This window comes from Ruegeria sp. BF7 (assembly GCF_056538605.1).
This window is the reverse complement of sequence record NZ_JBQFTM010000001.1, coordinates 517842-540589: the sequence shown is the minus strand read 5'-3', so window position 1 is coordinate 540589 and position 22748 is coordinate 517842. Positions and strand designations below refer to the sequence as shown.

Here is a 22748-nt window from a genome sequence, read left to right as displayed (position 1 = left end):
ACCTATCCCAGAACTTTCCTAAGCAGACGCGCAGCAACCCAACCAAGGACTGCCCCGATGCCCACCGCCCAGACCGGGTTGATGAAGTTCATGTAGAAGATGTTGACGTAGGCCACCCCGAGCAGGCCGCCCAAAACCGGCAATGCATATCCAAGCCAGGTCAGCACATCATCCCTTTGGATGCTTTTCCGGGGTGTCCGCGCCATCAACCGACAGAGCCTTCCAGCGAAATTGCCACCAGTTGCTGCGCTTCCATGGCAAACTCCATCGGCAGCGCCTGCAGTACGTCCTTGCAGAACCCGTTAACGACCAGTGCCACGGCCTCTTCCTCGTCCATGCCGCGCTGGCGGCAGTAGAACAACTGGTCATCATCCACCTTGGATGTCGTTGCCTCGTGTTCCACGCGCGAAGAGTTGTTTTTGACCTCGATATACGGAACCGTGTGCGCCCCGCATTTATCGCCGATCAGCAAGCTGTCACACTGCGTGTAATTCCGGCTGTCCTTGGCCTTGGGGTGCATCGAGACCAGACCACGATAGGTGTTCTGCGCCTTACCCGCGCTGATACCCTTGGACACGATGCGCGATTTTGTGTTCTTGCCCAGGTGAACCATCTTGGTGCCGGTGTCGGCCTGCTGATAGTTGTTGGTGATAGCGATCGAGTAGAACTCACCTTGGCTGTCATCGCCGCGCAGGATGCAGGACGGGTATTTCCAGGTCACGGCCGAGCCGGTTTCCACCTGTGTCCACATCACTTTGGATCGGTCGCCACGGCAATCGGCGCGTTTTGTCACAAAGTTGTAGATACCGCCCTTCCCGTTTTCATCCCCGGGGAACCAGTTCTGAACGGTCGAGTACTTAACTTCAGCGTCTTCCTCGACGATGATTTCAACCACGGCCGCGTGCAGCTGCGCAGTGTCGCGCTGGGGTGCGGTGCAGCCTTCCAGATAGGACACGTACGAGCCCTTGTCGGCGATGATCAGGGTGCGTTCAAACTGACCGGTGTTCTCCGCGTTGATGCGGAAATAGGTGCTCAACTCCATCGGGCAGCGGACGCCCGGCGGGATGTAAACGAAGGACCCGTCCGAGAACACGGCCGAGTTCAGCGTGGCGTAGAAGTTGTCCGACACCGGAACCACGGTGCCCAGATACTTCTTAACCAGTTCAGGATGATCCTTGATCGCCTCGGAGATGGAGCAGAAGATCACGCCGTGCTTTGCCAGCTCGTCCTTGAAGGTCGTACCCACGGAGACCGAGTCGAACACCGCGTCCACCGCGACCTTGCGGCCTTCTGCGGGCATGTCTTCGGCGCCTTCAACGCCCGCGAGAATCATCTGTTCTTTCAGAGGGATACCGAGCTTTTCGTAAGTGGCCAGCAGTTTGGGATCGACCTCATCCAGCGATTTCGGCTTTTCCTCCATCGATTTCGGACGGGCATAGTAATACTGGTCCTGAAAGTCGATCGGCGGGTAATGCACCATCGCCCATTTCGGTTCTTCCATCTTGGTCCAGCGTTCAAAAGCCGACAGACGCCATTCGGTCATCCACTCGGGCTCTTCGTTTTTCTCAGAGATCAGGCGGACGATATCCGGGTTCACGCCCTTGGGCGCATATTCCATCTCGATATCGGTATCCCAGCCGTATTTGTAGGTGCCAACCTCGCGCACAGCATCCACGGTTTCCTGATCGACACCTTCTTTTACCTGGGTCTGGTCCAAAGCGGCCATATCCTTCACTCCGTCAAATCACGCGGCACGCGCGCGATGCTTTTTCTCTTTTTCAAGCCACGCTTCGGCGAAGCGCAGCACATCTTCCTGCGTAGTCAAAGGGCCAAGCGACACGCGTATCGCGCTGGCTGCCGAGACCTCGTCATATCCCATTGCCGTAAGAACCGCGCTGGCGCGCACCTTGCCGCTGGAACAGGCCGAACCCGCGCTGACCGCAAAGCCCGCCAAGTCCATCTGCATCACTTGCGTTTCTCCCTTCCAGCCGGGGGTTGCGAAACACAAGGTATTGGGCAGGCGATCCTGATCTTTCCCGACAAAAATAGTAGATTTAGAACCAGCCTCAAGGGCCTTTTCTAGAATATTTCTAAATTCTTGAACCTGCTCCCAAACGCCATTGGCCAAATCCCGGGCCGCGGCCTCAGCCGCAGCCCCGAACCCCGCGATTCCAATGACATTTTCCGTACCCGAACGACGGCCCATTTCCTGACCTCCCCCCTTGATCTGGGCAGGCAGGTCCGTGCCGCGTTTCATCACGACAGCGCCGATCCCCTTTGGGCCACCCAGCTTATGGGCCGAGATCAACGCCATCTGGGTATCCAGCCAGTTGAACGCAACGGGCAGTTTGCCAAACGCCTGCGTCGCATCGGTTACGGCTACCCCCTTGGGAAGCTTCTGAACAATCCCGGTCTCCGAATTGACCAGTTGCAGGGTCGAGTTTTCCGGCTCTGACACCTGCACCTGACCGGACATCGCTACGGGTAGATCCTCGGAGATCCAAGCCCTTACAGCGTCATGCTCAATAGACGATCCATGCAGGTTCCGCCCCCCAAGCGCCAGCGCTGCCCCTTCGGTTGAGCCCGAGGTGAACACGATATCCGCCCCATCCGCCCCAAAAGCGGATGCGATTTGCGCCCGCGCGCGTTCAACCACCGCCTTGGCCGCGCGCCCTTCGGCATGAACCGAGGACGGATTTCCGCAGAGTTCCATCGCCGCAATCATCGCCTCACGCGCTTCGGGTCGCAGTGGGGTTGTCGCGTTGTGATCCAGGTAAATGCGAGTCACGGATTCACCTTTTTCCAAATGCGAATAACCGCGTTGCCGGATTTCTGACGCATCACATCACTCATCCACAACGGCGAACAGACTGGGCACCGCAGGGCACGGAGCAAGATCGTTTTTAATCACATCCGACAACCGCGTCTGGTGCAGGAATACATAGACATGCGCACTCAGGCTTTCCCACAGACGGTTGGTCAGCGATTGCGCCCTGCTTCCTGATGATGCGCCGGACGCCCCTGCACCTTTTTGCAGCGCATCAACCGTTTCATCTACGGCCGCCAGAACCTCGACCACGCGAATTTCCGATGCGGGGCGCGCCAAGCGATAGCCTCCACCCGGCCCCCGAACCGAGGACACCAGATCAGCGCGACGCAGCTTGACGAAAAGCTGCTCCAGATACGGCAGAGAGATATCCTGCCGCTCCGAGATTTCCCCCAGTGTCACCAGGGTATCCTGAGGCTGAGTCGCAATATCGGCCAGTGCAACCATTGCGTAACGACCCTTGGTCGAAAGCTTCATTGTCTTTTCCTCTTGGCAGGTACCGCGCGAAAACATTGACGCCGCCGCCGCCAGTGCGTATCTCCGACAGGCAGCAACTTGCGTAAAGCAATACAATTAGAACCGTTCTAAGGTGCCTGACGATAACCGTCAAGTATATCCCGGCGCCAAGAAGAAAAAGACAGGACCAAAGCACACATGCCCGAGGTGATTTTTCCCGGACCCGAAGGCCGCCTGGAAGGCCGTTACCACCCGCAAAAGGAAAAAGACGCACCGATCGCCATCGTGCTTCACCCGCATCCACAATTTGGCGGGACCATGAACAACAAGGTCGTCTACAACCTGCATTATGCGTTTTACAACATGGGCTTCACCGTGTTGCGCTTTAACTTCCGCGGCGTCGGCCGCAGTCAGGGCGAATACGATCAGGGCGTGGGTGAGCTGAGCGATGCGGCTTCGGCGCTCGATTACCTGCAGTCGATGAACAACAACTCGAAACACTGTTGGGTCGCGGGGTTCTCCTTCGGCGCGTGGATCGGGATGCAATTGCTGATGCGCCGCCCGGAAATCACCGGATTTATCAGCGTATCGCCGCCTGCCAACATGTACGATTTTTCGTTCCTGGCACCCTGCCCCTCGTCCGGTCTGATCATAAACGGATCTTCCGACCGGGTAGCCCCCCCGGCTGACACCACCTCGCTGGTGAACAAACTTCACGAACAAAAGGGCATCACCATCACTCATAACGAGGTTGAGGGCGCCGATCACTTCTTCCAGGATCGCCACATGGACACGCTGATTACCGACGTCAGCGACTATGTGAAACGCCGCCTGACCGAGAACACGCGCTGATGTCTGACACCATCACCACCCTCGCCTCGAAACTGGCCGAGGACACAATGAAAGTGATGGACGAAACCGGGGACGACCGTTTCTTTGTCGAAGTGGGCGACCTTTTGGGGGCGTCCTCTCAGACCTTGGAAGAAGCTTTCCTGACCGAAATCCGCGTCCGGCTGGCCGAACGCAAGGCCCGTAAATTCGTGATCCAGAAACTGACGGATCACCGCGCCAAGACTAAAGCGATCGAGAAACAATGACTGAAAGACTGTCTGCGCAGATCGAATTCCTGAAACGCGCGGACAGCCTGAAATCGGTTGATCGCGCCAACTTTCTGCTGGATCAGTCCCGCCCGGAGAATGCTGCTGAGCATAGCTGGCAACTGGCGCTTTGGGCGCTGGTGATGCAGCCTTTGGCCAGTGTTGACGTCAGCGTCGACCGGGTCATCCGAATGCTGTTGCTGCATGATCTGGTCGAAATCATCGTTGGTGACCATCCTATCCATCTGCAAACCGACTGGCAGGCCGTCGAGCGGCTTGAGAATACCGCTGCAGCCGAGTTGTTCGGCCTGTTACCTGCGGATCAGGCTGCGGATTGTCTTGCCCTGTGGCAAGAGTTCGAAGCCGACCAGAGCCCGGACGCAAAATTCGCCAAATATCTGGATCGGTGCCAACCGATGTTTCAGGTTCTGTGTGCGCCCGACCCACTGCCCGAACACAGGGCAATCGTGCGGGACAATCTGAACGGTGGGCGAGCGGCCTATCTGAAGACCGAATTTCCCGAGGCCCACGCCGCCGCCCGGAGCTTGCTGGATGGCGACCAACCGACGGAAACCACATTCTCGACCCGCCTCGCCTTTCTGGCAGAAACCGACCAGTTGAAGTCGGTATACCGCGCCTCACGCCTGCTCAGCGGTGAGCGGTTCGAAAACTCGGCCGAGCATTCCTGGCATATCATGCTGTTCGCGTGGATTCTGGCGGAACACGCGGCCCCCGGCGTTTCGATCGACCGTGCGCTGAAAATGCTATTACTACATGACATTGTGGAGATCGATGCCGGAGATCACCCTATCCACGGTCAGGTTGACCACACCGTGCAAGCGGCCGAGGAACAGGCCGCCGCCGAACGTCTGTTCGGGTTGCTTCCGGATGATCAGAAAACGGGCTTTATGTCCTTGTGGTCCGAGTTCGAAGCGGCCGAAAGCCCGGATGCCCGGTTCGCCAAAGCCATAGATCGCTTTCAGGCCCCGGTCGGCAATCTTGCCACGGGCGGTGGTTCATGGGTGGACTACAATGTCACATTCGCCCAAATCGAACAGCGGGTCGGCACCCCGATACAGCGCGGCGCACCGGGCCTTTGGACATGGCTTCAGCCGCAGCTTGATGCCTTTTTCGCCGCCACTACCGATACGTAGAAAAAAGAAAAAGAGGCCCAAGGACCTCTTTTTCCTGTGTTTCAGCAGACGCTCAAACCTGATCACTATCTAACCGTTCAACAAAACTGGCCGCGTTTTTGTCGACGGACCCCCCGCCAGCAAGCCACCCAAGCGCCACAATCAACGCCGAAACAAAGACGATATACTTTGCAAATTTCGTCATGAAAAACACTCACATACAAAAACCTTTAAAAACAAAGGCTTTTTATCACAGAGCATTCTCAAAAAATAGTCAGGTTATCCTGACCTTACGAAAGGCCAGCACTAATGACGTAGCGTCTTCACACAGGCGGCGGCATCGAAATTTCACTTGCCCGTTTGACTGATTTCGTGCTCAACCTCGCAAAACTTCTGTCGAGAAATGCACCGTGCCCCACGCTTATCTGATCCTTTTTCTGGCGGTCATTGCTGAGACCATCGGCACTACCGCGCTGCAAGCCAGCCAACAATTCAGCCGCCTCTGGCCCTCCGTTCTGGTCGTTATCAGCTATGGCGTCGCCTTCTACCTGCTAGGTCTGACACTAAAATTCATGCCAGTCGGCATCGTCTATGCGATCTGGTCCGGTCTTGGCATCGTTTTCATCGCGATCATCGGCTTTATCGTCTTTGGACAGAGGTTGGATTGGCCAGCAGTCATTGGCCTTATGATGATTCTGACCGGAATTCTGATCATTCACCTTTTTTCCAAGACCGCTGGCCACTGATCTCCGGTTAGGGCTGGCCTATTTGATAAAACCGCGCTATGCGCGCGGCAACTTCCCGTTCAAAGGCTGACCTCTCATGGACCTGCGCAATATCGCAATCATCGCTCACGTGGACCACGGCAAGACGACCCTGGTAGATGAGCTGCTCAAACAATCCGGCGCGTTCCGGGAAAATCAGGCCGTCGCTGAACGTGCGATGGACAGCAATGACCTCGAGCGCGAGCGCGGGATCACTATCCTCGCCAAGGCCACCAGCGTCGAGTGGAAGGGCACACGTATTAACATCGTCGATACCCCCGGCCACGCCGATTTCGGCGGTGAGGTCGAGCGCATTCTCAGCATGGTCGACGGCGTGGTCCTCCTTGTCGATGCTGCCGAAGGCCCGATGCCTCAGACCAAGTTTGTGACCTCCAAGGCGCTGGCACTTGGCCTGCGTCCCATTGTGGTTCTGAACAAGGTCGACAAGCCCGACGCTGAACCCGACCGCGCGCTGGACGAATGTTTCGACTTGTTCGCAAACCTCGGTGCCGACGATGATCAACTGGACTTTCCGGCCATGTACGCATCGGGCCGTTCGGGCTGGGCTGACATGGAGCTGGACGGCCCCCGCAAGGACCTGAACGCCCTATTCGACCTGATCGTCGATCACGTCCCTGCGCCCAAACAAGCCGACAAAAAAGGCGAACCCTTCCGGATGCTGGCCACCACGCTGGGCAGTGACCCGTTCATCGGGCGCATCCTGACCGGACGCGTGGAAAGCGGCACGCTGAAAGCCGGTGACAGCCTCAAGGCGCTCAGCCGTGACGGAACGCTGATCGAAAACTTCCGCGCCTCGAAAATCCTGGCTTTCCGTGGCCTGGCGCAACAGCCCATCGACGTGGCCGAAGCCGGTGACATCGTCACCATCGCAGGCATGAGCAAGGCCACAGTAGCCGACTCGCTAGTGTCGCCGCAGGTTGAAGAGGCCCTGCCCGCCCAACCCATCGATCCGCCGACCATCACCGTGACCTTTGGCATCAACGATTCGCCTCTTGCCGGTCGTGATGGCAAGAAAGTGCAGTCGCGTGTCATCCGAGATCGCCTGATGAAAGAGGCCGAATCGAACGTGGCAATCCGCATCACCGACACCCCCGGCGGTGAGGCATTTGAGGTTGCCGGTCGCGGCGAATTGCAGATGGGCGTTCTGATCGAGAATATGCGGCGTGAAGGCTTTGAACTCAGCATCTCGCGCCCGCAGGTTCTGTTTCGCGACGAAGACGGCCAGCGCATGGAGCCTATCGAAGAAGTTACCATCGACGTGGACGACGAGTTTTCAGGCGCGGTGATCGAAAAGGTTACTGGTGCGCGCAAAGGCGAATTGGTTGAGATGCGCCCCGCCGGTGCTGGCAAGACCCGGATCATCGCACATGTACCGTCACGCGGCCTTATCGGTTACCACGGCGAGTTTCTGACTGACACCCGCGGCACCGGTGTGTTGAACCGCGTGTTCCACGGCTGGGCGGCCCATAAAGGACCGATCCCGGGCCGTCGTGCAGGTGTCCTGATCTCGATGGAGAAAGGTCAGGCCGTGGCTTATGCCCTGTGGAACCTCGAAGAGCGCGGCCGCATGTTTGTTGGCCCCCAGACCGATGTCTATCAGGGCATGGTAATCGGCGAGCATTCACGCGACAACGACCTTGAGGTGAACCCGCTCAAAGGCAAAAAACTTACTAATGTGCGCGCCAGCGGGTCTGACGACGCGGTCCGGCTGACACCTCATGTTCAGTTTTCGCTGGAAGAAGCTATCGCATATATCGACGATGACGAACTGGTCGAGGTTACACCGAACGCGGTACGCCTGCGTAAACGCTTTCTGGATCCGCACGAACGCAAACGCATGGCTAAGTCTGCCTAAGGTTGACAATGGCGTCGTTCACAAATGTGAAACAATACTACAACAGTGGCAGATTTACATCCAAAGTATGCCACTGATACACGGTACAGCCCGCCGGATTGGCGGGCTTACTTTTTGTTTCTTGGCTCATTTCTACCTTAAGTTGCATTTTTCAAGCCCACTCTACCATTACTCCTCTTGAAATTGTGTCCAAAAACGGATGTAATAAAGGAATAAATGTGGCACGATAGTATTACCATTTAATGTGTCTCCGCAATTTGTGCGGCAAAGTGTGTAACGAGTTTTGAAGGAGTGGCGCCATGCGCGTGAAGTCTCGACTATTGTCTATTGTATTTGTTTCAGCGACATTCCCACTGATCACAGCCAGTGCGGCGCTAGCAGAAAGATGTAACATCAAAACGGCGCGGCAGTCGGTGTCGACAGACACTCTATGTGCCTGCACGATCGTCGATACCCGAATGTTGAAGTACATTCAGCGGCGGTCTGATTTCGACGATATCCTGGCACGAACGCTGGAAAGCTGTCCGGCTTTTGCTACAGTGCTGACCGACCTGCCAACAGCCACTTCCGCAGCATCTGCGCGCGATGGTGAGGGTACTGACTCTAATTCAGGCAGTTCCAGCGGCGACAATGGTAGCCCATCTTCCACAGGCAATGACGGTGGCGACAACGGCAATGACGGTGGCGACAACGGCAATGATGGCGGCGACAACGGCAATGACGGCGGCGGTGGCAACAATGGCGGCGGCGGTAACTCCGGCAACGGAAATGGCGGCAACAACGGCGGCGGCGGTAATTCCGGAAACGGCAACGGCGGCAACAACGGTGGTGGCGGTAACGACGGCAACGGCAACGGCGGCAACAACGGTGATGGCGGCAACTCCGGCAACGGAAATGGCGGCAACAACGGCAGCGGCGGTAACGACGGCAACGGCAACGGCGGCAACAACGGTGATGGCGGCAACTCCGGCAACGGAAATGGCGGCAACAATGGCAGCGGCGGCAACGACGGCAACGGCAACGGCGGCAACAATGGCGGTAGCGGCAACACCGGTGACGGCAACGGCGGCAACAATGACAGCGGTAGTGGCGGCAATTCCGGTGGCGCTGGTACTGGCGGCGGCGACGGCGGCGGCAATTCAGGTGGTGCTGGCAGCGGCGGTGTTTTCTAATTGGAACGCGGCGGTCTTGCGTCACAAAAAGATGTGCGGCGCAGCCGTATCAAACTGAAAACACCCTGATTACGGATAGGGCGACCCTCGTGTCGCCCTTTTCGTTGCCTTAACAACCCGGGTATTCAGCAGGAGTGTATTAGCTACGGCTGTAAACCCCAACCCAACCACTGGGTTTCCGCGGGTTCTGCATCCGAAGAAACAAATACCGCGTTGCCGACCATGGCTTGATTTTATCGGTCAGATTGTCCAACACCAGATCACCTGCAGCCGAGCGGTACACAAGAACAGCATGAGAATTGCGCTGCCTATCCAAAACAGTCGCGATAAGCAATTTGCTCGGATCGACACCGGCACGAATAAGATCTCTTTTCTTCAATAGGGCGAAGTCTTCGCAATCTCCGCCCCGGGACGTCGGCAACGCCCACCTTTCAGCTGTTCGATATTGCGACTGATCCGTCACCGAACGCGTTGTCGCGTTGACCTGGCGATTGACCCGCTGGATTATCTGCATTTCCTGCTGGCTGGACATGGATGCGGCGGCCTTACCGGAACAGGCCCAGCTGTACTGACGACATAATTGACGCGCACCCGAAGGCGGCGGCGATGCGGAAACGATCTTCAGAAAGTTGCCTTCGCTTGCATCTGCAGCGGTGCCCGCGACCAAAGTGCCTACCGCCAGCGCGGCGACTGCGATCAGTCGACCCACAGATGAGGTCAACCGCGCAACAACGGCTCTGAACTCAGTGCTTAACGGTTTCATGCCTGTTCCTCGATCCATATTCATCCACGCGACTGCGGATAAACGGGACCGTAGCTTGTTTTGCTAACTATCAGTGCACGGTGCCGTTTGCGCAATCTGCAGCGAGGTTGCAAGTGAAAAGAGGCGGAAATTCGTCCCGCATTTAGACCATTTCAGGCAAGAATTGAGAGATGTTGGCCACAATCTAAGGGTGACCTAACGTAAACTTTTCACCCGACATCCGCGATAAACGGTTGAAAAGCTTGACTGCAGTCCGAAATGAAAAAGATCAGGCAGCTATCCAAGCTGCCTTCTCCATTCATTGGCTGAATTCCGCTCAACCAGCCGGAATCTGGCATAAATTAGCCAAAGTGATTCTAGTCGGCGATCTCGACAACGACCAATTCACGCTCGCTGGCGCCACGGGCGTGGTCCAGTGCCCGCTGATATTCGGGGGATTCGTAGCACTCAACCGCGGCTTCGACCGAGGGAAAACGGGCAACCACGTTGCGGGGCCGTTCTTTTCCTTCAAGCTGCACGTAACGCGCCGCGCGGGCGATGAACTCGCCCCCGTGATTGGCAATCGCCGGGCCAGCCAACTCGACATATTTTCCATAGGCCTCGGCGTCGGTCACGGTGACATGGGCTATCCAGAGTGCAGGCATGTTATCCTCCCAATACTTGCTCAGCAGCTTTGATCGCTGCGTCCGAATTCGAGGCATCACGACCACCGCCCTGCGCCATATCGGGGCGTCCGCCGCCGCCTTTGCCGCCCAGTTCGACTACCGCGGCACGGACCAGATCAACGGCCGATACCTTATCTGTCAGGTCCGAAGTCACACCGGCCGCAACCGCAGCCTTGCCGCCGGCATCGGCAATCAGCAAAACCGCGCCCGAGCCCAACCGGCTTTTGTGTTCGTCGATCAATGCGGGCAGGTCTTTGCCAGACACGCCGCTCAGGGCCTGTGCCAGGAATGGCACTCCGTTCACGTCGCGAGCTTCGGCACCGCCCTGCCCGGAACCGCCTGCCATCGCCAGATCGCGGCGCAGCTGAGCGACTTCATTTTGCAGAGCTTTGCGCTCATCCAGCAAGGACTTGACCCGGCTCACCACATCGTCCGGCTGTGCCTTCAGCTCGTTCGCAATTTGGCCAAGCCGTTGATCTTGCGCCGAAAGATGTCGAAAAGCCACATCTCCGGTCAGTGCTTCAATCCGGCGAACACCGGCACTGCTGGCGCTGTCACCCAGAACAACAAACGTGCCAATATCGCCAGTCTGACGCACATGAGTCCCGCCGCATAGTTCGATCGACCAGGTTTTGCCGTCATGTCCCTTGCCCGTCGGGGCCTTACCCATAGAGACCACGCGAACTTCGTCGCCGTATTTCTCACCAAACAGCGCCTGAGCCCCCAATCCCCGTGCATCGTCCGGCGTCATGATCCGGGTCTCGACGGTCGAGTTCTGGCGGATGAACTCATTCACCTCGCGTTCGACTTTCTGGATCTCCTCGGGGCTCAGCGCCTTGGAATGACTGAAGTCGAACCGCAGCCGGTCCGACGCGTTCAGCGACCCGCGCTGAGCAACATGATCACCCAGCGTTTCGCGCAGCGCCTCGTGCAGCAAGTGCGTGGCCGAGTGGTTGGCCCGGATCGCGGTGCGGCGCGCGTGATCGACCGCTAGCTCGACCGCGTCGCCTTTCAACAACGTACCCTGGCTGACCGTCACCCGATGCGCATAGACCTTGCCTTCGGCGAACTTGCGCGTGTCTTCAACCTGCGCCACATCCTGCATGTTCTCGAGACGCCGGATTTCACCGGTATCGCCAACTTGACCACCGGCTTCGCCATAGAAAGGCGTCTGATTGACGACAACCCAGCCGGTGCCACCCTGATCGATCTTGTCGACCTGTGCACCGTCAACAACCAGCGCGGCCACCTGCCCTTCGGCTTTCTCGGTATCGTAGCCAAGGAAGTCCGTAGCCCCGGCACCGTCTATCACGTCAAACCATACGGCCTGATCGGCCGCTTCGCCCGACCCGGCCCAGGCGGCACGCGCCTTGGCTTTTTGTTCGGCCATAGCAGCATCGAAACCGTCCGTATCTACAGTCAGGCCTTTTTCGCGCAGCGCATCCTGCGTCAAGTCCAGCGGGAAACCGTAGGTGTCATACAGCTTGAACGCCGCATCACCAGACAGAGCCGCACCTTCGGACAGGCCCGCAACCTCGTCATCCAGCAGCTTCAGGCCGCGATCCAGTGTTTGCTTGAAACGTGTTTCTTCCAGCAAAAGTGTCTCTTCGATCAGCGGCTGGGCCTGGCCCAGTTCGGAATACTGCGCGCCCATCAGTTGCACCAGCGTCGGAACCAGACGATGCATGACTGGATCTTTCGCCCCTAACAGATGCGCGTGTCGCATAGCCCGGCGCATGATCCGGCGCAGCACGTAACCGCGCCCGTCATTGCTGGGCATCACCCCATCCGCAATCAGGAACGAGGTCGAACGCAGGTGGTCCGCGATGACGCGGTGATGGACGTTCTGGTCGCCGTAGGGATCAACCCCGGTCGCATCCGCCGACGCCTCGATCAGCGTCTTGAACAGATCGGTGTCATAGTTGTCATGGCTGCCTTGCAAAAGCGCGCCGATCCGCTCCAGCCCCATGCCGGTGTCGATCGACTGCATGTCGAGTTCGACCATCGAGCCGTCCTCGAACTGTTCGTTCTGCATGAAAACGATATTCCAGATTTCGATGAACCTGTCGCCGTCTTCCTCGGCCGAACCCGGAGGACCACCCCAGATGTGATCGCCATGGTCATAGAATATCTCGGTGCACGGGCCGCAAGGACCGGTCGGACCCATCTGCCAGAAATTGTCATTGGTAGCGATGCGGATGATCCGATCTTCGGGTACACCGACTTTTTTCCAGATCTCGAACGCCTCGTCATCGGTGTGATAAACCGTCGTCAGCAGGCGGTTCTTGTCGATGCCGAACTCCTTGGTGATCAGTTCCCACGCAAAGGGGATTGCGTCGCTCTTAAAGTAATCGCCGAATGAGAAATTCCCCAACATCTCAAAGAACGTATGGTGCCGTGCGGTGTAACCCACATTGTCCAGATCGTTGTGCTTGCCGCCCGCGCGCACACATTTCTGGGCCGTGGTCGCGCGCTGATATTCCCGCGTTTCCAGACCGGTAAACAGGTTCTTGAATTGCACCATGCCCGAGTTCACGAACATCAGCGTCGGGTCATTGCGCGGGACCAGAGGGCTGGATGCCACCACCTCATGCCCCTGTTTGGCAAAGTAGTTCAGAAAGGTCGATCGGATGTCGTTCAGCGTGGGCATAAGCTTCTCTCAGCGCGCAATCATATTGTGTTGAAACGGGTTTATCCCCGTCCCTGCGGATAGTCCACAGCATTGGAGGCGCCGAACGAAACAAGGCGGCCCAGGGGACCACCTTGTAATCAGAATTCTCAGAGCGCTTTAGGCTTCGAGTATATCGTCATCTTCGGCCGCGCCGGGCGGCATGTCGAATTCTAGTCCATGGGCCGCGCGAATCTTGTCTTCGATTTCAAGCGCGACGCGGCTGTTGTCACGCAAGTATTGTTTGGCGTTCTCACGACCCTGCCCGATCCGCTCGTCGCCATAGCTGAACCACGATCCCGACTTTTCGACCACACCGGCCTTGACGCCCAGATCCAGCAGCTCGCCCATTTTGCTGATGCCTTCGCCATACATGATGTCGAATTCCACCTGCTTGAAGGGCGGTGCCACCTTGTTCTTCACGACCTTGACGCGGGTCTGGTTGCCGACAACTTCGTCCCGGTCCTTGATCGCGCCGATGCGCCGAATATCCAGACGGACCGAGCTGTAGAATTTCAGCGCATTACCACCGGTCGTGGTTTCCGGGCTGCCAAACATCACGCCAATCTTCATCCGAATCTGGTTGATGAAGATTACCATGCAGTTCGAGCGGCTGATCGAGCCAGTCAGCTTGCGCATCGCCTGGCTCATCAGGCGGGCCTGAACACCTACGCTGCTGTCGCCCATATCGCCCTCAAGTTCCGATTTCGGCGTTAGCGCCGCCACCGAGTCGACCACGACCATATTCACCGCACCCGAACGAACCAGCGTGTCGGTAATTTCGAGCGCCTGTTCGCCGGTGTCGGGCTGGGAAATCAGCAACTCATCAAGATCTACACCCAGCTTGCGCGCATATTGCGGGTCAAGCGCGTGTTCCGCGTCAACGAACGCACAGACACCGCCACGTTTCTGCTGTTCGGCAATGCAATGCAGCGTCAGCGTCGTCTTGCCCGAACTCTCCGGGCCGTAAATTTCAACAATCCGACCCATCGGCAGACCGCCAATCCCCAGCGCGATGTCCAGACCCAGTGAACCGGTCGAGCTTGCATCGATATCTTGCTTGGCGTCCTCGCCCAGCTTCATGATCGATCCCTTGCCGAACTGCCGTTCGATCTGCGCCAGCGCGCTGTCGAGCGCCTTTTGCTTGTCTGCGTTTTTCTTGTCGCTCATCGTCAGAAGATCCGCCATTGTCCTGTCGCCTTCCCTTTTGTCACACCCTTGAACGGGCGGCAATCGCTGCTTTGTTCGCCTCTTGTTCCTTATGAGATCAAAAAGAGAACATTTCAACTAAAACTTACAATACTTACTGTTCATCAATTGTGTTAAAGAGTCGTTTACGCCAATCTACGACAATAACAAAGACTGATGAGGGGCGACTAAATGCTTGTTTTCTATAAGGAACGCCTTGCGTTTCTGGCTGTCCCCAAAACAGGCAGCACGGCATATCACACCGCCCTGCGCGACCGCGCCGACTTTGTCGTAACCGACCCTCCAGAGCTGAAACACGCCCCCGTGCGGCGCTTTGACCGCTTTTTTCAGAACATCTTTCGGAAAATGTACGACACCGAAATGGAAATCATGGCGGTCGTGCGCGAACCAATCGATTGGCTGGGCAGTTGGTACAGATTTCGCAGCCGGGATGATCGGATCGGACATCCGCATTCCACGCGCGACCTCAGCTTTGATGACTTTGTGCAAGCCTATATGCAAACCCCGCGCCCCGAGTTTGCCGATGTGGGCAGCCAGAGCCAATTTTTTCGCACCCGGAGCAACGGATTTGGTGCCAGCCACGTCTTTAAATATGAAAACCAGGACAAGATCGTGGGTTTCCTGCAACATCGGCTGAACACGCAGATCGATCTGAAACAGGAAAATGTCTCACCCCATCGCGAGCTGTTGCTGACGCCCGAGACGGAGCGCAAGTTTCGCAATCGACACAAGGCCGAATTCGCTTGCCACGAGGCGGCGCTTTAGTTGATCTGTTGAAACACCGCCTCGGTCAGTTGGTTCAGCGAGAACGGCTTGGGCAGGAAGGCGGAGTTTGCGATCTCGGGTCCGGAATCGCCAAAGGCTCCCTCGGTATAGCCGGACATGAAGATCACCCTTGTTTCCGGTCGTTTCTCCATCGCCTTACGCACCCAGGTCGGCCCATCCATCCCGGGCATAACCACATCGGTGACAAAGACATCGACATTTAGCGCGCCGTCCTCCAGCAGACGCAGCGCCTCTTCCGCCGACTCGGCCTCAAGCACCGTATACCCTTTCAACCGCAGCGCACGTGTTGCAAAAGCCCGCACCGGCGCTTCGTCTTCGACCAGCAGAACAACCCCTTCGCCCTGTCGGGCGGATTGCGTGTCAGCGACGGGCATCGAATCCGGCTGGGCTTCTGTTGAGGCGACGGAGACAGGGAGGTAGACGATGAATTCCGTTCCATGCCCCTGAAGGCTGTCGACAAAAATGAAGCCTCCGGTTTGCTTGACGATCCCATATACTGTCGACAATCCCAGACCGGTGCCTTCCCCTGTGCGTTTGGTGGTATAAAACGGTTCGAACACCTTTTGCAGCTTGTCCGCGGGGATACCGACGCCACTGTCGATCACCCTGACAGTGACATATTCGCCAGGCTGAACCGTGGCACGGTCGCGCGTGACTGGGTCGGTCAGCACCACAACCTCGGTCTCGATCCGCACTTCGCCGCCATCGGGCATGGCATCTCGTGCATTCACGACGAGGTTCATCAGCACCTGTTCCAGTTGCCGTTTGTCTGCCCGCACGGGTTTCAAAACCGGATCGTGGCTGAGGATCAGGCGGACTTTCTCGCCCACCAGCCGGTTCAGCAGGTGAATCAGATCCGAGATCGTATCCCGCAGATCCAGCACTTCGGGCTGAAGCGTCTGTTTCCGCGAAAACGCCAGCAACTGACTGACCAGAGCCGCAGCCCGGTTGGCGTTCTGGTTGATTTGTACGAGGTCCCCATAGTTCGGGTCGTTTTGGTCATGGCGCAGCAACAGCAGATCGCAATGACCCGATATGGCCGTCAACAAGTTGTTGAAATCATGGGCTACGCCTCCGGCCAATTGCCCGACCGCCTGCATCTTTTGTCCCTGCACGAACTGCGCCTCAAGCGTCTTGAGCTCGGTTGCATCGTTTAACACTGCAATCAGCTGGACCTGTCCGTCATTCACCACCCGGTTCAGTGTGACCTGTACGAACACCTCCTTGTCCTGACGGGTCAAGCGAAGGAACTCGGACCGCACCGCCGGTTCCTGAGCAGCTGTGCGCGCCAGCCAATCCAACACTGGATAGCCAAGTCCATGCATGATCTGGTCGGCATTGGTTTCGCCAGGCTCAACTTCTCCGATCAGTTTCACAGCCAGCCGGTTGGCCTCGAGAATCCGGCCGTCGGGCGCAAAGCGTACGATCGGAACCGGCAAATCGGCAAAAGAGGCCCCGCTGCCGGCATGGCCTGCGGCCTCTGTCGGCAGCACAAGCAGGTCGCGCACAGTGCCGGACCGGTTGAGCTCGCATACGGCGGCAGAAACCGATCCATTTGCCGTTTGAACCTGCATGATATCACCTTGTGGTCCGGGGTCGCTTGAAAGGACCTGTTGCAACGTATCCGGCCTGTGCCCAAGCAAATGGGCCGCCGCGACGTTGACCCTCAGCAGCATGCCATTGCGACCTTCGGTCAAGACTGGAACAACGACCTCATCCCACTGCCCTGGGGTATCCAGATGAAAACGCCAGCAATACTGACCGTTGCCAACGTCGAAAACCGAAACCGGGACGGTCGATCCGACGGTCACGATGTCTTCCCGCGCTTTGCCGTGGATCTCAGCCTTCGACTGAAGCCGCAACAGAACCGCCGCAGGATTTGCAAACATGGACTTCAGGCAGCCCTCCAACCGCGCACCCGGAACAGCCTGAAACCGGTTTCGTGCCTCGGGGTTGGCAGCGAGAATGTCACCCTGAGCGTTTGCGATGATGCAGGGAAACAAATCCTGTTCAGCAAAAACCGCCATCGTTTTTATCGCCTGCTGCGTCAGATGGTCCACGATCTTTCCCCGCAGCACCACCAGAAAACTTGCCGCCAGCAAAGATACGCCAGCCACAACGAAACCAGTGTGCCACAACTGAGGCACTAGCCCCACAACAGGCGAAAGGCTCAGCAGCGCGCCGACCACGACCAAAGGGGCAAGTCGCAAACCGGACGGGGCATTTTGAAACGACGGATCCGAGAAAACTTCCGTGGTATTAGTCATAAACAACTCAGGTCAGTGGGCTTTCACGCAGTCAGCCCAAATAAGGTTAATGCCCGCTTAAAAGAAACCGGGAACTCTCCTTTAAGTTGCTATGATCTGATGCTCTATCGCGTCAAGTGTGACGTGAAGAAACCGTCCGTACCGTGGGAGACAAGCCACGTTTTTCGAAAAACGTCGGACCATTCCGGGTGTTTGCGCAGGAAATCGTCGACAATATCACCGTTTTCGGCGTCCAGCATCGAACAGGTCGCATAGGCCAGAACACCACTGGGCGCGATCATAGGCGACAGCTTGTCCAGAATGGAGGATTGAATTCCAGTCAGCTCTTGCAAGCGGCTTTCGGTCAAAGCCCATTTCCCCGCCGGAGCCCGCCGCCACGAACCGCTACCGGAGCACGGCGCATCCGCGAGAACGACGTCGAATGGAGCGTGTTGCGCGAGTTTCTCTGGTGTTAGGATCTCGACCTGAGCACCGGCCCGCTCCGACCGTGCCGGAAGGTCGCGCATACGAGCAGCGTTCACGTCATGGGCAAAAACCGAGACCCCATTTTGCGCGGCCAGGGCCAGAGACTTACCGCCGCCGCCGGCGCAATAGTCCAGCACACGCATCCCGGGTTGTAGGTCCAGGGCCGCGACAACGGCTTGACTGGCTGCGTCCTGAAGCTCGACCAGCCCGTCTGAATAAGCCCGGCTTTGCGCAACCTTGCGCGTGCCCTCGGTGACTTCTAGCGCTGTGTCGCAGGCGGAATGTGCGGTGGCGACAATCCCATCGGCGGCCAGCGCAGCGATGGCCGCGGGGACGTCCGATTTGATAAGATTGACCCGCAGATGCACCGGCGCCCGGCGTTGCAGGGCTTGCGCAACCGAAACCGCCTGATCCCCCAGCGAAGACTGAAATCTGGGCCAGAGCCAATCGGGGATGTCATACTGCTCGGCCTCTGAAACGAAATCGCGTCCGGCCTCATTATCGGCCAGAATCTCGGGTGCATGTCGAGCACCAGAAAACAGATCGTCCGGTTGATCACCGGACGCGCGCACGAATCCGATCATCAGGCCGCGTCCTGTCTCGGCCCCTCCCAGCGCCGCAAAGGATCGTTTGCACCGCAACGCAGCAAACACATGGTCCCGAACCGCGGCCCGATCCATGGACCCGGCGAACCGGCTACGGCGGGCCCAGTTGGTCAGGGATTTCTCGACAGGCGCACCAGAGAGAATCTCATCAAGGATTTCTATCGAAGCCTGAATACGCGCGGCCGGTGTCATGATATCTTCCGATGCTGTTAACGTGGCTGCTGCCAAAGCCACAAATGCGAAACGGCGCCCTGCTCCGGACGCCGTTCACCTTGAAACCCAAAGTTACATCACCCGGTAGTTCGGGCTTTCGCGGGTGATCTGCACGTCATGTACATGGCTTTCCTTCAGTCCCGCGCCGGTGATTTTAACGAAACTGCAGTTTTTGCGCATCTCTTCAACAGTTGCACAGCCGGTATAACCCATAGCTGCACGCAGACCGCCGACCAACTGATGCACTACGGCGCTGGCAGACCCCTTGTAGGGCACCTGCCCTTCGATCCCTTCCGGCACCAACTTGTCGTTGGCCGCGTCCTTCTGGAAGTAACGATCCGCCGAGCCGCGCGCCATGGCGCCAAGGCTGCCCATACCGCGATAGGATTTGAACGAACGGCCCTGATACAGGATCACCTCGCCCGGGCTTTCATCGGTGCCCGCAATCATCGAGCCGACCATCGCACAGGACGCGCCCGCAGCAATTGCCTTGGCGAAATCACCCGAGAACTTGATGCCACCATCGGCAATCACAGGAACATCTCCGGCTGCCGTGGCACAATCCATGATCGCCGTCAGCTGTGGCACGCCGACCCCGGCAACCATGCGCGTGGTACAGATCGATCCCGGCCCGATGCCGACCTTGATGGCATCCGCCCCGGCATCGATCAGCGCCTTGGTGGCATCGCCAGTTGCTACGTTCCCGGCGATGATCTGAACCTCGTTCGACAGGGATTTCACGCGCTTCACTGCATCCAGAACACCCTGAGAGTGACCATGTGCTGTGTCGACGACGATGATATCGACGCCAGAATCCACCAGTTGCTCGGACCGCTCAAACCCGGCATCCCCGACCGAGGTCGCCGCTGCCACTCGCAAACGACCCAGCGAGTCCTTGCAGGCGGTGGGGTTCAGCACGGCCTGTTCCGTATCTTTCAGGGTCAGTAGACCGGTCAGCTTGCCTGTGCCATCGACGACCAGAAGCTTTTCAATGCGGCGGGCTTTCATCAGGCTCTTGGCCTCTTCCAGATCGGCCGGTTCCTGCAGCATGGCCAGATTGTCAGTGGTCATCATCGCCCGGATCGGCTGGTCATCCGAGGTTGCAAAACGCATGTCCCGGTTGGTCACGATGCCGACCACGCGACCCTCTTCATCAACCACGGGGAAACCGGTGAAGTTGTAGCGCTCAACCAGGGCCTTGGCATCCGCCAGCGTCTGATCCGCGCGCAGCGTGACCGGGTTGTAGACGATACCGGATTCAAACCGCTTGACCCGGCGAACCTCGCGCGACTGCTCTTCAACCGACAGGTTCTTGTGGATGACGCCGAGGCCTCCGGCCTGGGCCATTGCGATGGCCATGCGCGCCTCGGTCACCGTATCCATGGCCGAGCTAAGCAGCGGGATGTTCATGGTGATCGCCCGCGTCACGCGCGTGCTTGTATTCGCCGTTGCCGGCAGTACCGACGAGGACGCCGGAACCAAAAGAACATCGTCAAAGGTAAGTGCCTCACGAATCTGCATCTGCTAACCCCATGCAAAAGCCCGTTTGGCGGTGACCCTATTACATGGATTTAACCCAAGGAAAAGCCCCTGACCTAAACTAGTTTTCCTTTGCGGGCCGGTGCAGCACCAAAAAAAGACGCAACCCATACAAAACGTGCCGCTGAATGCCCTTTCCCTTTGCGCGCAAACCCATATCTTGCCCGGCATACGCGCGAATACCAAAGGCAGGCCAGATATGACCACCGACCCCCTTGTAGTCTTTACTCCTTCAGGCAAACGCGGACATTTCCCCGTTGGCACCCCGGTTCTGACCGCCGCCCGGCAGTTGGGCGTCGACCTGGATTCGGTTTGCGGCGGGCGTGGGATTTGCTCGAAATGTCAGATTACGCCCAGCTATGGCGAGTTTCCCAAGCACGGCGTGACCGTTTCCGAAGGCGCGCTGAGCGAATGGAACGCGGTTGAGCAGCGTTATGACGACAAGCGCGGGTTGAAACCAGGCCGCCGTCTGGGCTGTCAGGCCACCGTTCAGGGGAACATCGTGATCGACGTACCGCCCGAAAGCCAGGTCCACCGTCAGGTAGTCCGCAAGGCCGCCGCTGCGCGCGCCATCACCATGGACCCGGCAACGCGCCTGTATTTCGTTGTCGTGGAAGAGCCCGACATGCACTCGCCCACCGGCGATCTGGAACGTCTGGAACGCGCCCTCCGCCAACAGTGGAACATCGAGACCGTCACCGCCGATCTGTCGCTGATGTCCAAGCTGCAACCTGTGCTGCGTAAGGGCAAATGGGAGGTCACCGTGGCCGTTCACAAAGGCCATAAGGATGAAGTTGCTCGGATCGTCGAAATCTGGCCCGGCTTGCATGAACACGGGCTGTACGGTCTGGCGATCGACCTCGGCTCGACCACCGTCGCTGCGCACCTGACCGATCTGGAAACTGGTCAGGTCAAGGCGTCCTCGGGCCTGATGAACCCGCAAATCCGCTTCGGCGAAGACCTCATGAGCCGCGTCTCATACGCGATGATGAACCCCGGCGGTGATCAGGAAATGACCCGGGCCGTGCGCGAAGCGATCAACGACCTGACTGTTTCTATCGCCGAGGAAGCCGGGATCGACGCTGCGCTGATCGTTGAGACCGTTTTCGTCTGTAACCCGGTCATGCACCACCTGCTGCTGGGTTTGGACCCGGTCGAACTGGGCCAGGCACCGTTTGCACTGGCAACCTCGGAAAGCATCTCTCTGCCCGCGCGTGAGATGGACCTGAACAAAATGAACCCGCGCGCGCAGATCTATATCCTGCCTTGTATTGCGGGTCACGTTGGGGCCGACTGCGCCGCCGTTGCGTTGTCGGAAGAGCCGGGCAAATCCGAAGACCTCGTGCTGATCGTGGACGTGGGTACCAACGCCGAAATCCTGCTGGGCAACAAGAGCCGGGTTCTGGCCTGCTCCTCGCCTACTGGTCCGGCATTCGAAGGCGCCCAGATCAGTTCCGGTCAGCGTGCCGCACCTGGTGCGATTGAGCGGATCGAGATCGACCCTGTGACCAAGGAACCCCGCTTCCGTGTGATCGGGTCCGACAAGTGGTCCGACGAGGAAGGCTTCGATCAGGACGTTGCCACCACTGGCATCACCGGCATTTGCGGTTCCGGCATTATCGAGGCCGTGGCCGAGATGCGCATCGCCGGGCTGTTGGACGAAAGTGGCCTGATCGGCTCGGCCGCGCAAACCGGTACCGTGCGCTGCGTTCCCGAAGGCCGAACCCACGCCTATCTGATCCACGATGCCAGCGCCGAGGGTGGCCCGCGCATTACCGTGACCCAAGGCGACATCCGCGCCATCCAACTGGCCAAATCCGCGCTATACGCCGGTGCACGGCTGCTGATGGACGTTATGGAGGTCGATAAAGTCGATCGCGTTGTCCTAGCCGGTGCTTTCGGGGCCCATATCTCAACCAAACATGCGATGGTTCTGGGTATGATCCCCGATGCGCCACTGGACAAGGTGTCCAGTGCGGGTAACGCTGCTGGCACCGGTGCGCGGATCGCTCTGTGCAACATCGGAGCCCGGACCGAGATTGAACGCGTCGTGCGCGAGATCACCAAGGTCGAAACCGCCATCGAGCCCAAGTTCCAGGATCATTTCGTCGCCGCAAACGCGATTCCGCACAAAACCGACCCCTTCCCGGAACTGGCGCAGGTGGTCACCCTGCCCGCGCCCTCGTTCAACACCGGCGGAGATGAGGAAAAGTCTGGCCGCCGTCGCCGCAGGAGGTCATAGT

General features: G+C 58.2%; 20 protein-coding genes. 8 read left to right on the top strand and 12 right to left on the bottom strand.

Annotated elements, in window-relative coordinates; all coding sequences use genetic code 11:
- Positions 1 to 2: 2 nt before the first annotated feature.
- The 4 genes from ACR0IK_RS02670 to iscR are packed head-to-tail and all read right to left on the bottom strand — an operon-like array spanning position 3 to position 3304.
- Complete coding sequence (locus ACR0IK_RS02670; RefSeq protein WP_480640360.1) at positions 3 to 206, bottom strand: hypothetical protein; 204 nt, start codon at positions 204 to 206, stop codon at positions 3 to 5.
- Positions 206 to 1726: a Fe-S cluster assembly protein SufB gene (gene sufB, locus ACR0IK_RS02665; protein ID WP_480588913.1), complete on the bottom strand. Its 1521-nt coding sequence runs from the start codon at positions 1724 to 1726 to the stop codon at positions 206 to 208. Before sufB ends, ACR0IK_RS02670 begins: the two co-directional genes overlap by 1 nt.
- A gap of 18 nt (positions 1727 to 1744) precedes the next feature.
- Positions 1745 to 2788 (bottom strand): cysteine desulfurase family protein, encoded by a 1044-nt coding sequence (locus ACR0IK_RS02660; protein WP_480640359.1) that lies wholly within the window; start codon positions 2786 to 2788, stop codon positions 1745 to 1747.
- A gap of 57 nt (positions 2789 to 2845) precedes the next feature.
- Complete coding sequence (iscR, locus tag ACR0IK_RS02655) at positions 2846 to 3304, bottom strand: Fe-S cluster assembly transcriptional regulator IscR (RefSeq protein ID WP_480588917.1); 459 nt, start codon at positions 3302 to 3304, stop codon at positions 2846 to 2848.
- A 177-nt stretch (positions 3305 to 3481) separates the two neighbouring features.
- Here iscR and ACR0IK_RS02650 point away from each other — a divergent pair, with 177 nt between their 5' ends.
- The 3 genes from ACR0IK_RS02650 to ACR0IK_RS02640 are packed head-to-tail and all read left to right on the top strand — an operon-like array spanning position 3482 to position 5534.
- Complete coding sequence (locus ACR0IK_RS02650; protein WP_170413326.1) at positions 3482 to 4135, top strand: alpha/beta hydrolase; 654 nt, start codon at positions 3482 to 3484, stop codon at positions 4133 to 4135.
- Positions 4135 to 4380 carry a hypothetical protein gene (locus tag ACR0IK_RS02645; protein WP_480588919.1) on the top strand — a complete coding sequence of 82 codons (246 nt, stop codon included), beginning with the start codon at positions 4135 to 4137 and terminating at the stop codon, positions 4378 to 4380. Before ACR0IK_RS02650 ends, ACR0IK_RS02645 begins: the two co-directional genes overlap by 1 nt.
- Positions 4377 to 5534 (top strand): HD domain-containing protein, encoded by a 1158-nt coding sequence (locus ACR0IK_RS02640; protein WP_480640358.1) that lies wholly within the window; start codon positions 4377 to 4379, stop codon positions 5532 to 5534. Before ACR0IK_RS02645 ends, ACR0IK_RS02640 begins: the two co-directional genes overlap by 4 nt.
- A gap of 52 nt (positions 5535 to 5586) precedes the next feature.
- Here ACR0IK_RS02640 and ACR0IK_RS02635 read toward each other — a convergent pair whose 3' ends face one another.
- Positions 5587 to 5718, bottom strand: coding sequence for a hypothetical protein (locus tag ACR0IK_RS02635; protein WP_480588923.1), 132 nt, complete (start codon positions 5716 to 5718; stop codon positions 5587 to 5589).
- 205 nt (positions 5719 to 5923) lie between these two features.
- Here ACR0IK_RS02635 and ACR0IK_RS02630 point away from each other — a divergent pair, with 205 nt between their 5' ends.
- From ACR0IK_RS02630 to ACR0IK_RS02620, 3 genes are all read left to right on the top strand, one after another.
- Positions 5924 to 6259: an SMR family transporter gene (locus tag ACR0IK_RS02630; RefSeq protein ID WP_480588925.1), complete on the top strand. Its 336-nt coding sequence runs from the start codon at positions 5924 to 5926 to the stop codon at positions 6257 to 6259.
- Positions 6260 to 6335: 76 nt separating this feature from the next.
- Positions 6336 to 8153 carry a translational GTPase TypA gene (typA, locus tag ACR0IK_RS02625; protein WP_480588927.1) on the top strand — a complete coding sequence of 606 codons (1818 nt, stop codon included), beginning with the start codon at positions 6336 to 6338 and terminating at the stop codon, positions 8151 to 8153.
- A gap of 458 nt (positions 8154 to 8611) precedes the next feature.
- Entirely contained in the window at positions 8612 to 9325 is a 714-nt protein-coding gene (locus ACR0IK_RS02620) for a hypothetical protein (protein WP_480640357.1), read from the top strand.
- Positions 9326 to 9464: 139 nt separating this feature from the next.
- On the opposite strand, the gene ACR0IK_RS02615 is transcribed toward ACR0IK_RS02620, so the two are convergent.
- From ACR0IK_RS02615 to recA, 4 genes are all read right to left on the bottom strand, one after another.
- Entirely contained in the window at positions 9465 to 9992 is a 528-nt protein-coding gene (locus tag ACR0IK_RS02615; RefSeq protein WP_480640356.1) for a transglutaminase-like cysteine peptidase, read from the bottom strand.
- Between the two features lie 452 nt (positions 9993 to 10444).
- On the bottom strand, positions 10445 to 10732 hold the full coding sequence (locus ACR0IK_RS02610) for a DUF1330 domain-containing protein (protein ID WP_480640355.1): 288 nt from the start codon (positions 10730 to 10732) through the stop codon (positions 10445 to 10447).
- Position 10733: 1 nt separating this feature from the next.
- Positions 10734 to 13403 (bottom strand): alanine--tRNA ligase, encoded by a 2670-nt coding sequence (gene alaS / locus ACR0IK_RS02605; protein ID WP_480640354.1) that lies wholly within the window; start codon positions 13401 to 13403, stop codon positions 10734 to 10736.
- Between the two features lie 138 nt (positions 13404 to 13541).
- On the bottom strand, positions 13542 to 14609 hold the full coding sequence (gene recA / locus ACR0IK_RS02600) for a recombinase RecA (RefSeq protein WP_480588937.1): 1068 nt from the start codon (positions 14607 to 14609) through the stop codon (positions 13542 to 13544).
- 192 nt (positions 14610 to 14801) lie between these two features.
- Between recA and ACR0IK_RS02595 the strand changes: the two genes are divergently transcribed.
- Complete coding sequence (locus tag ACR0IK_RS02595) at positions 14802 to 15395, top strand: sulfotransferase family 2 domain-containing protein (protein ID WP_480640353.1); 594 nt, start codon at positions 14802 to 14804, stop codon at positions 15393 to 15395.
- Here ACR0IK_RS02595 and ACR0IK_RS02590 read toward each other — a convergent pair.
- From ACR0IK_RS02590 to guaB, 3 genes are all read right to left on the bottom strand, one after another.
- A complete protein-coding gene (locus ACR0IK_RS02590; protein WP_480588941.1) occupies positions 15392 to 17683 on the bottom strand; it encodes a hybrid sensor histidine kinase/response regulator in 2292 nt (763 codons plus the stop codon). The two genes, ACR0IK_RS02595 and ACR0IK_RS02590, sit on opposite strands and share 4 nt — an antisense overlap.
- A gap of 104 nt (positions 17684 to 17787) precedes the next feature.
- Positions 17788 to 18945: an RsmB/NOP family class I SAM-dependent RNA methyltransferase gene (locus tag ACR0IK_RS02585; protein ID WP_480588943.1), complete on the bottom strand. Its 1158-nt coding sequence runs from the start codon at positions 18943 to 18945 to the stop codon at positions 17788 to 17790.
- Between the two features lie 93 nt (positions 18946 to 19038).
- Positions 19039 to 20487, bottom strand: a complete 1449-nt coding sequence (guaB, locus tag ACR0IK_RS02580; RefSeq protein WP_480640352.1) for an IMP dehydrogenase — start codon at positions 20485 to 20487, stop codon at positions 19039 to 19041.
- Positions 20488 to 20704: 217 nt separating this feature from the next.
- Between guaB and ACR0IK_RS02575 the strand changes: the two genes are divergently transcribed.
- Positions 20705 to 22747: an ASKHA domain-containing protein gene (locus tag ACR0IK_RS02575; protein ID WP_480588947.1), complete on the top strand. Its 2043-nt coding sequence runs from the start codon at positions 20705 to 20707 to the stop codon at positions 22745 to 22747.
- Position 22748: the final 1 nt, after the last annotated feature.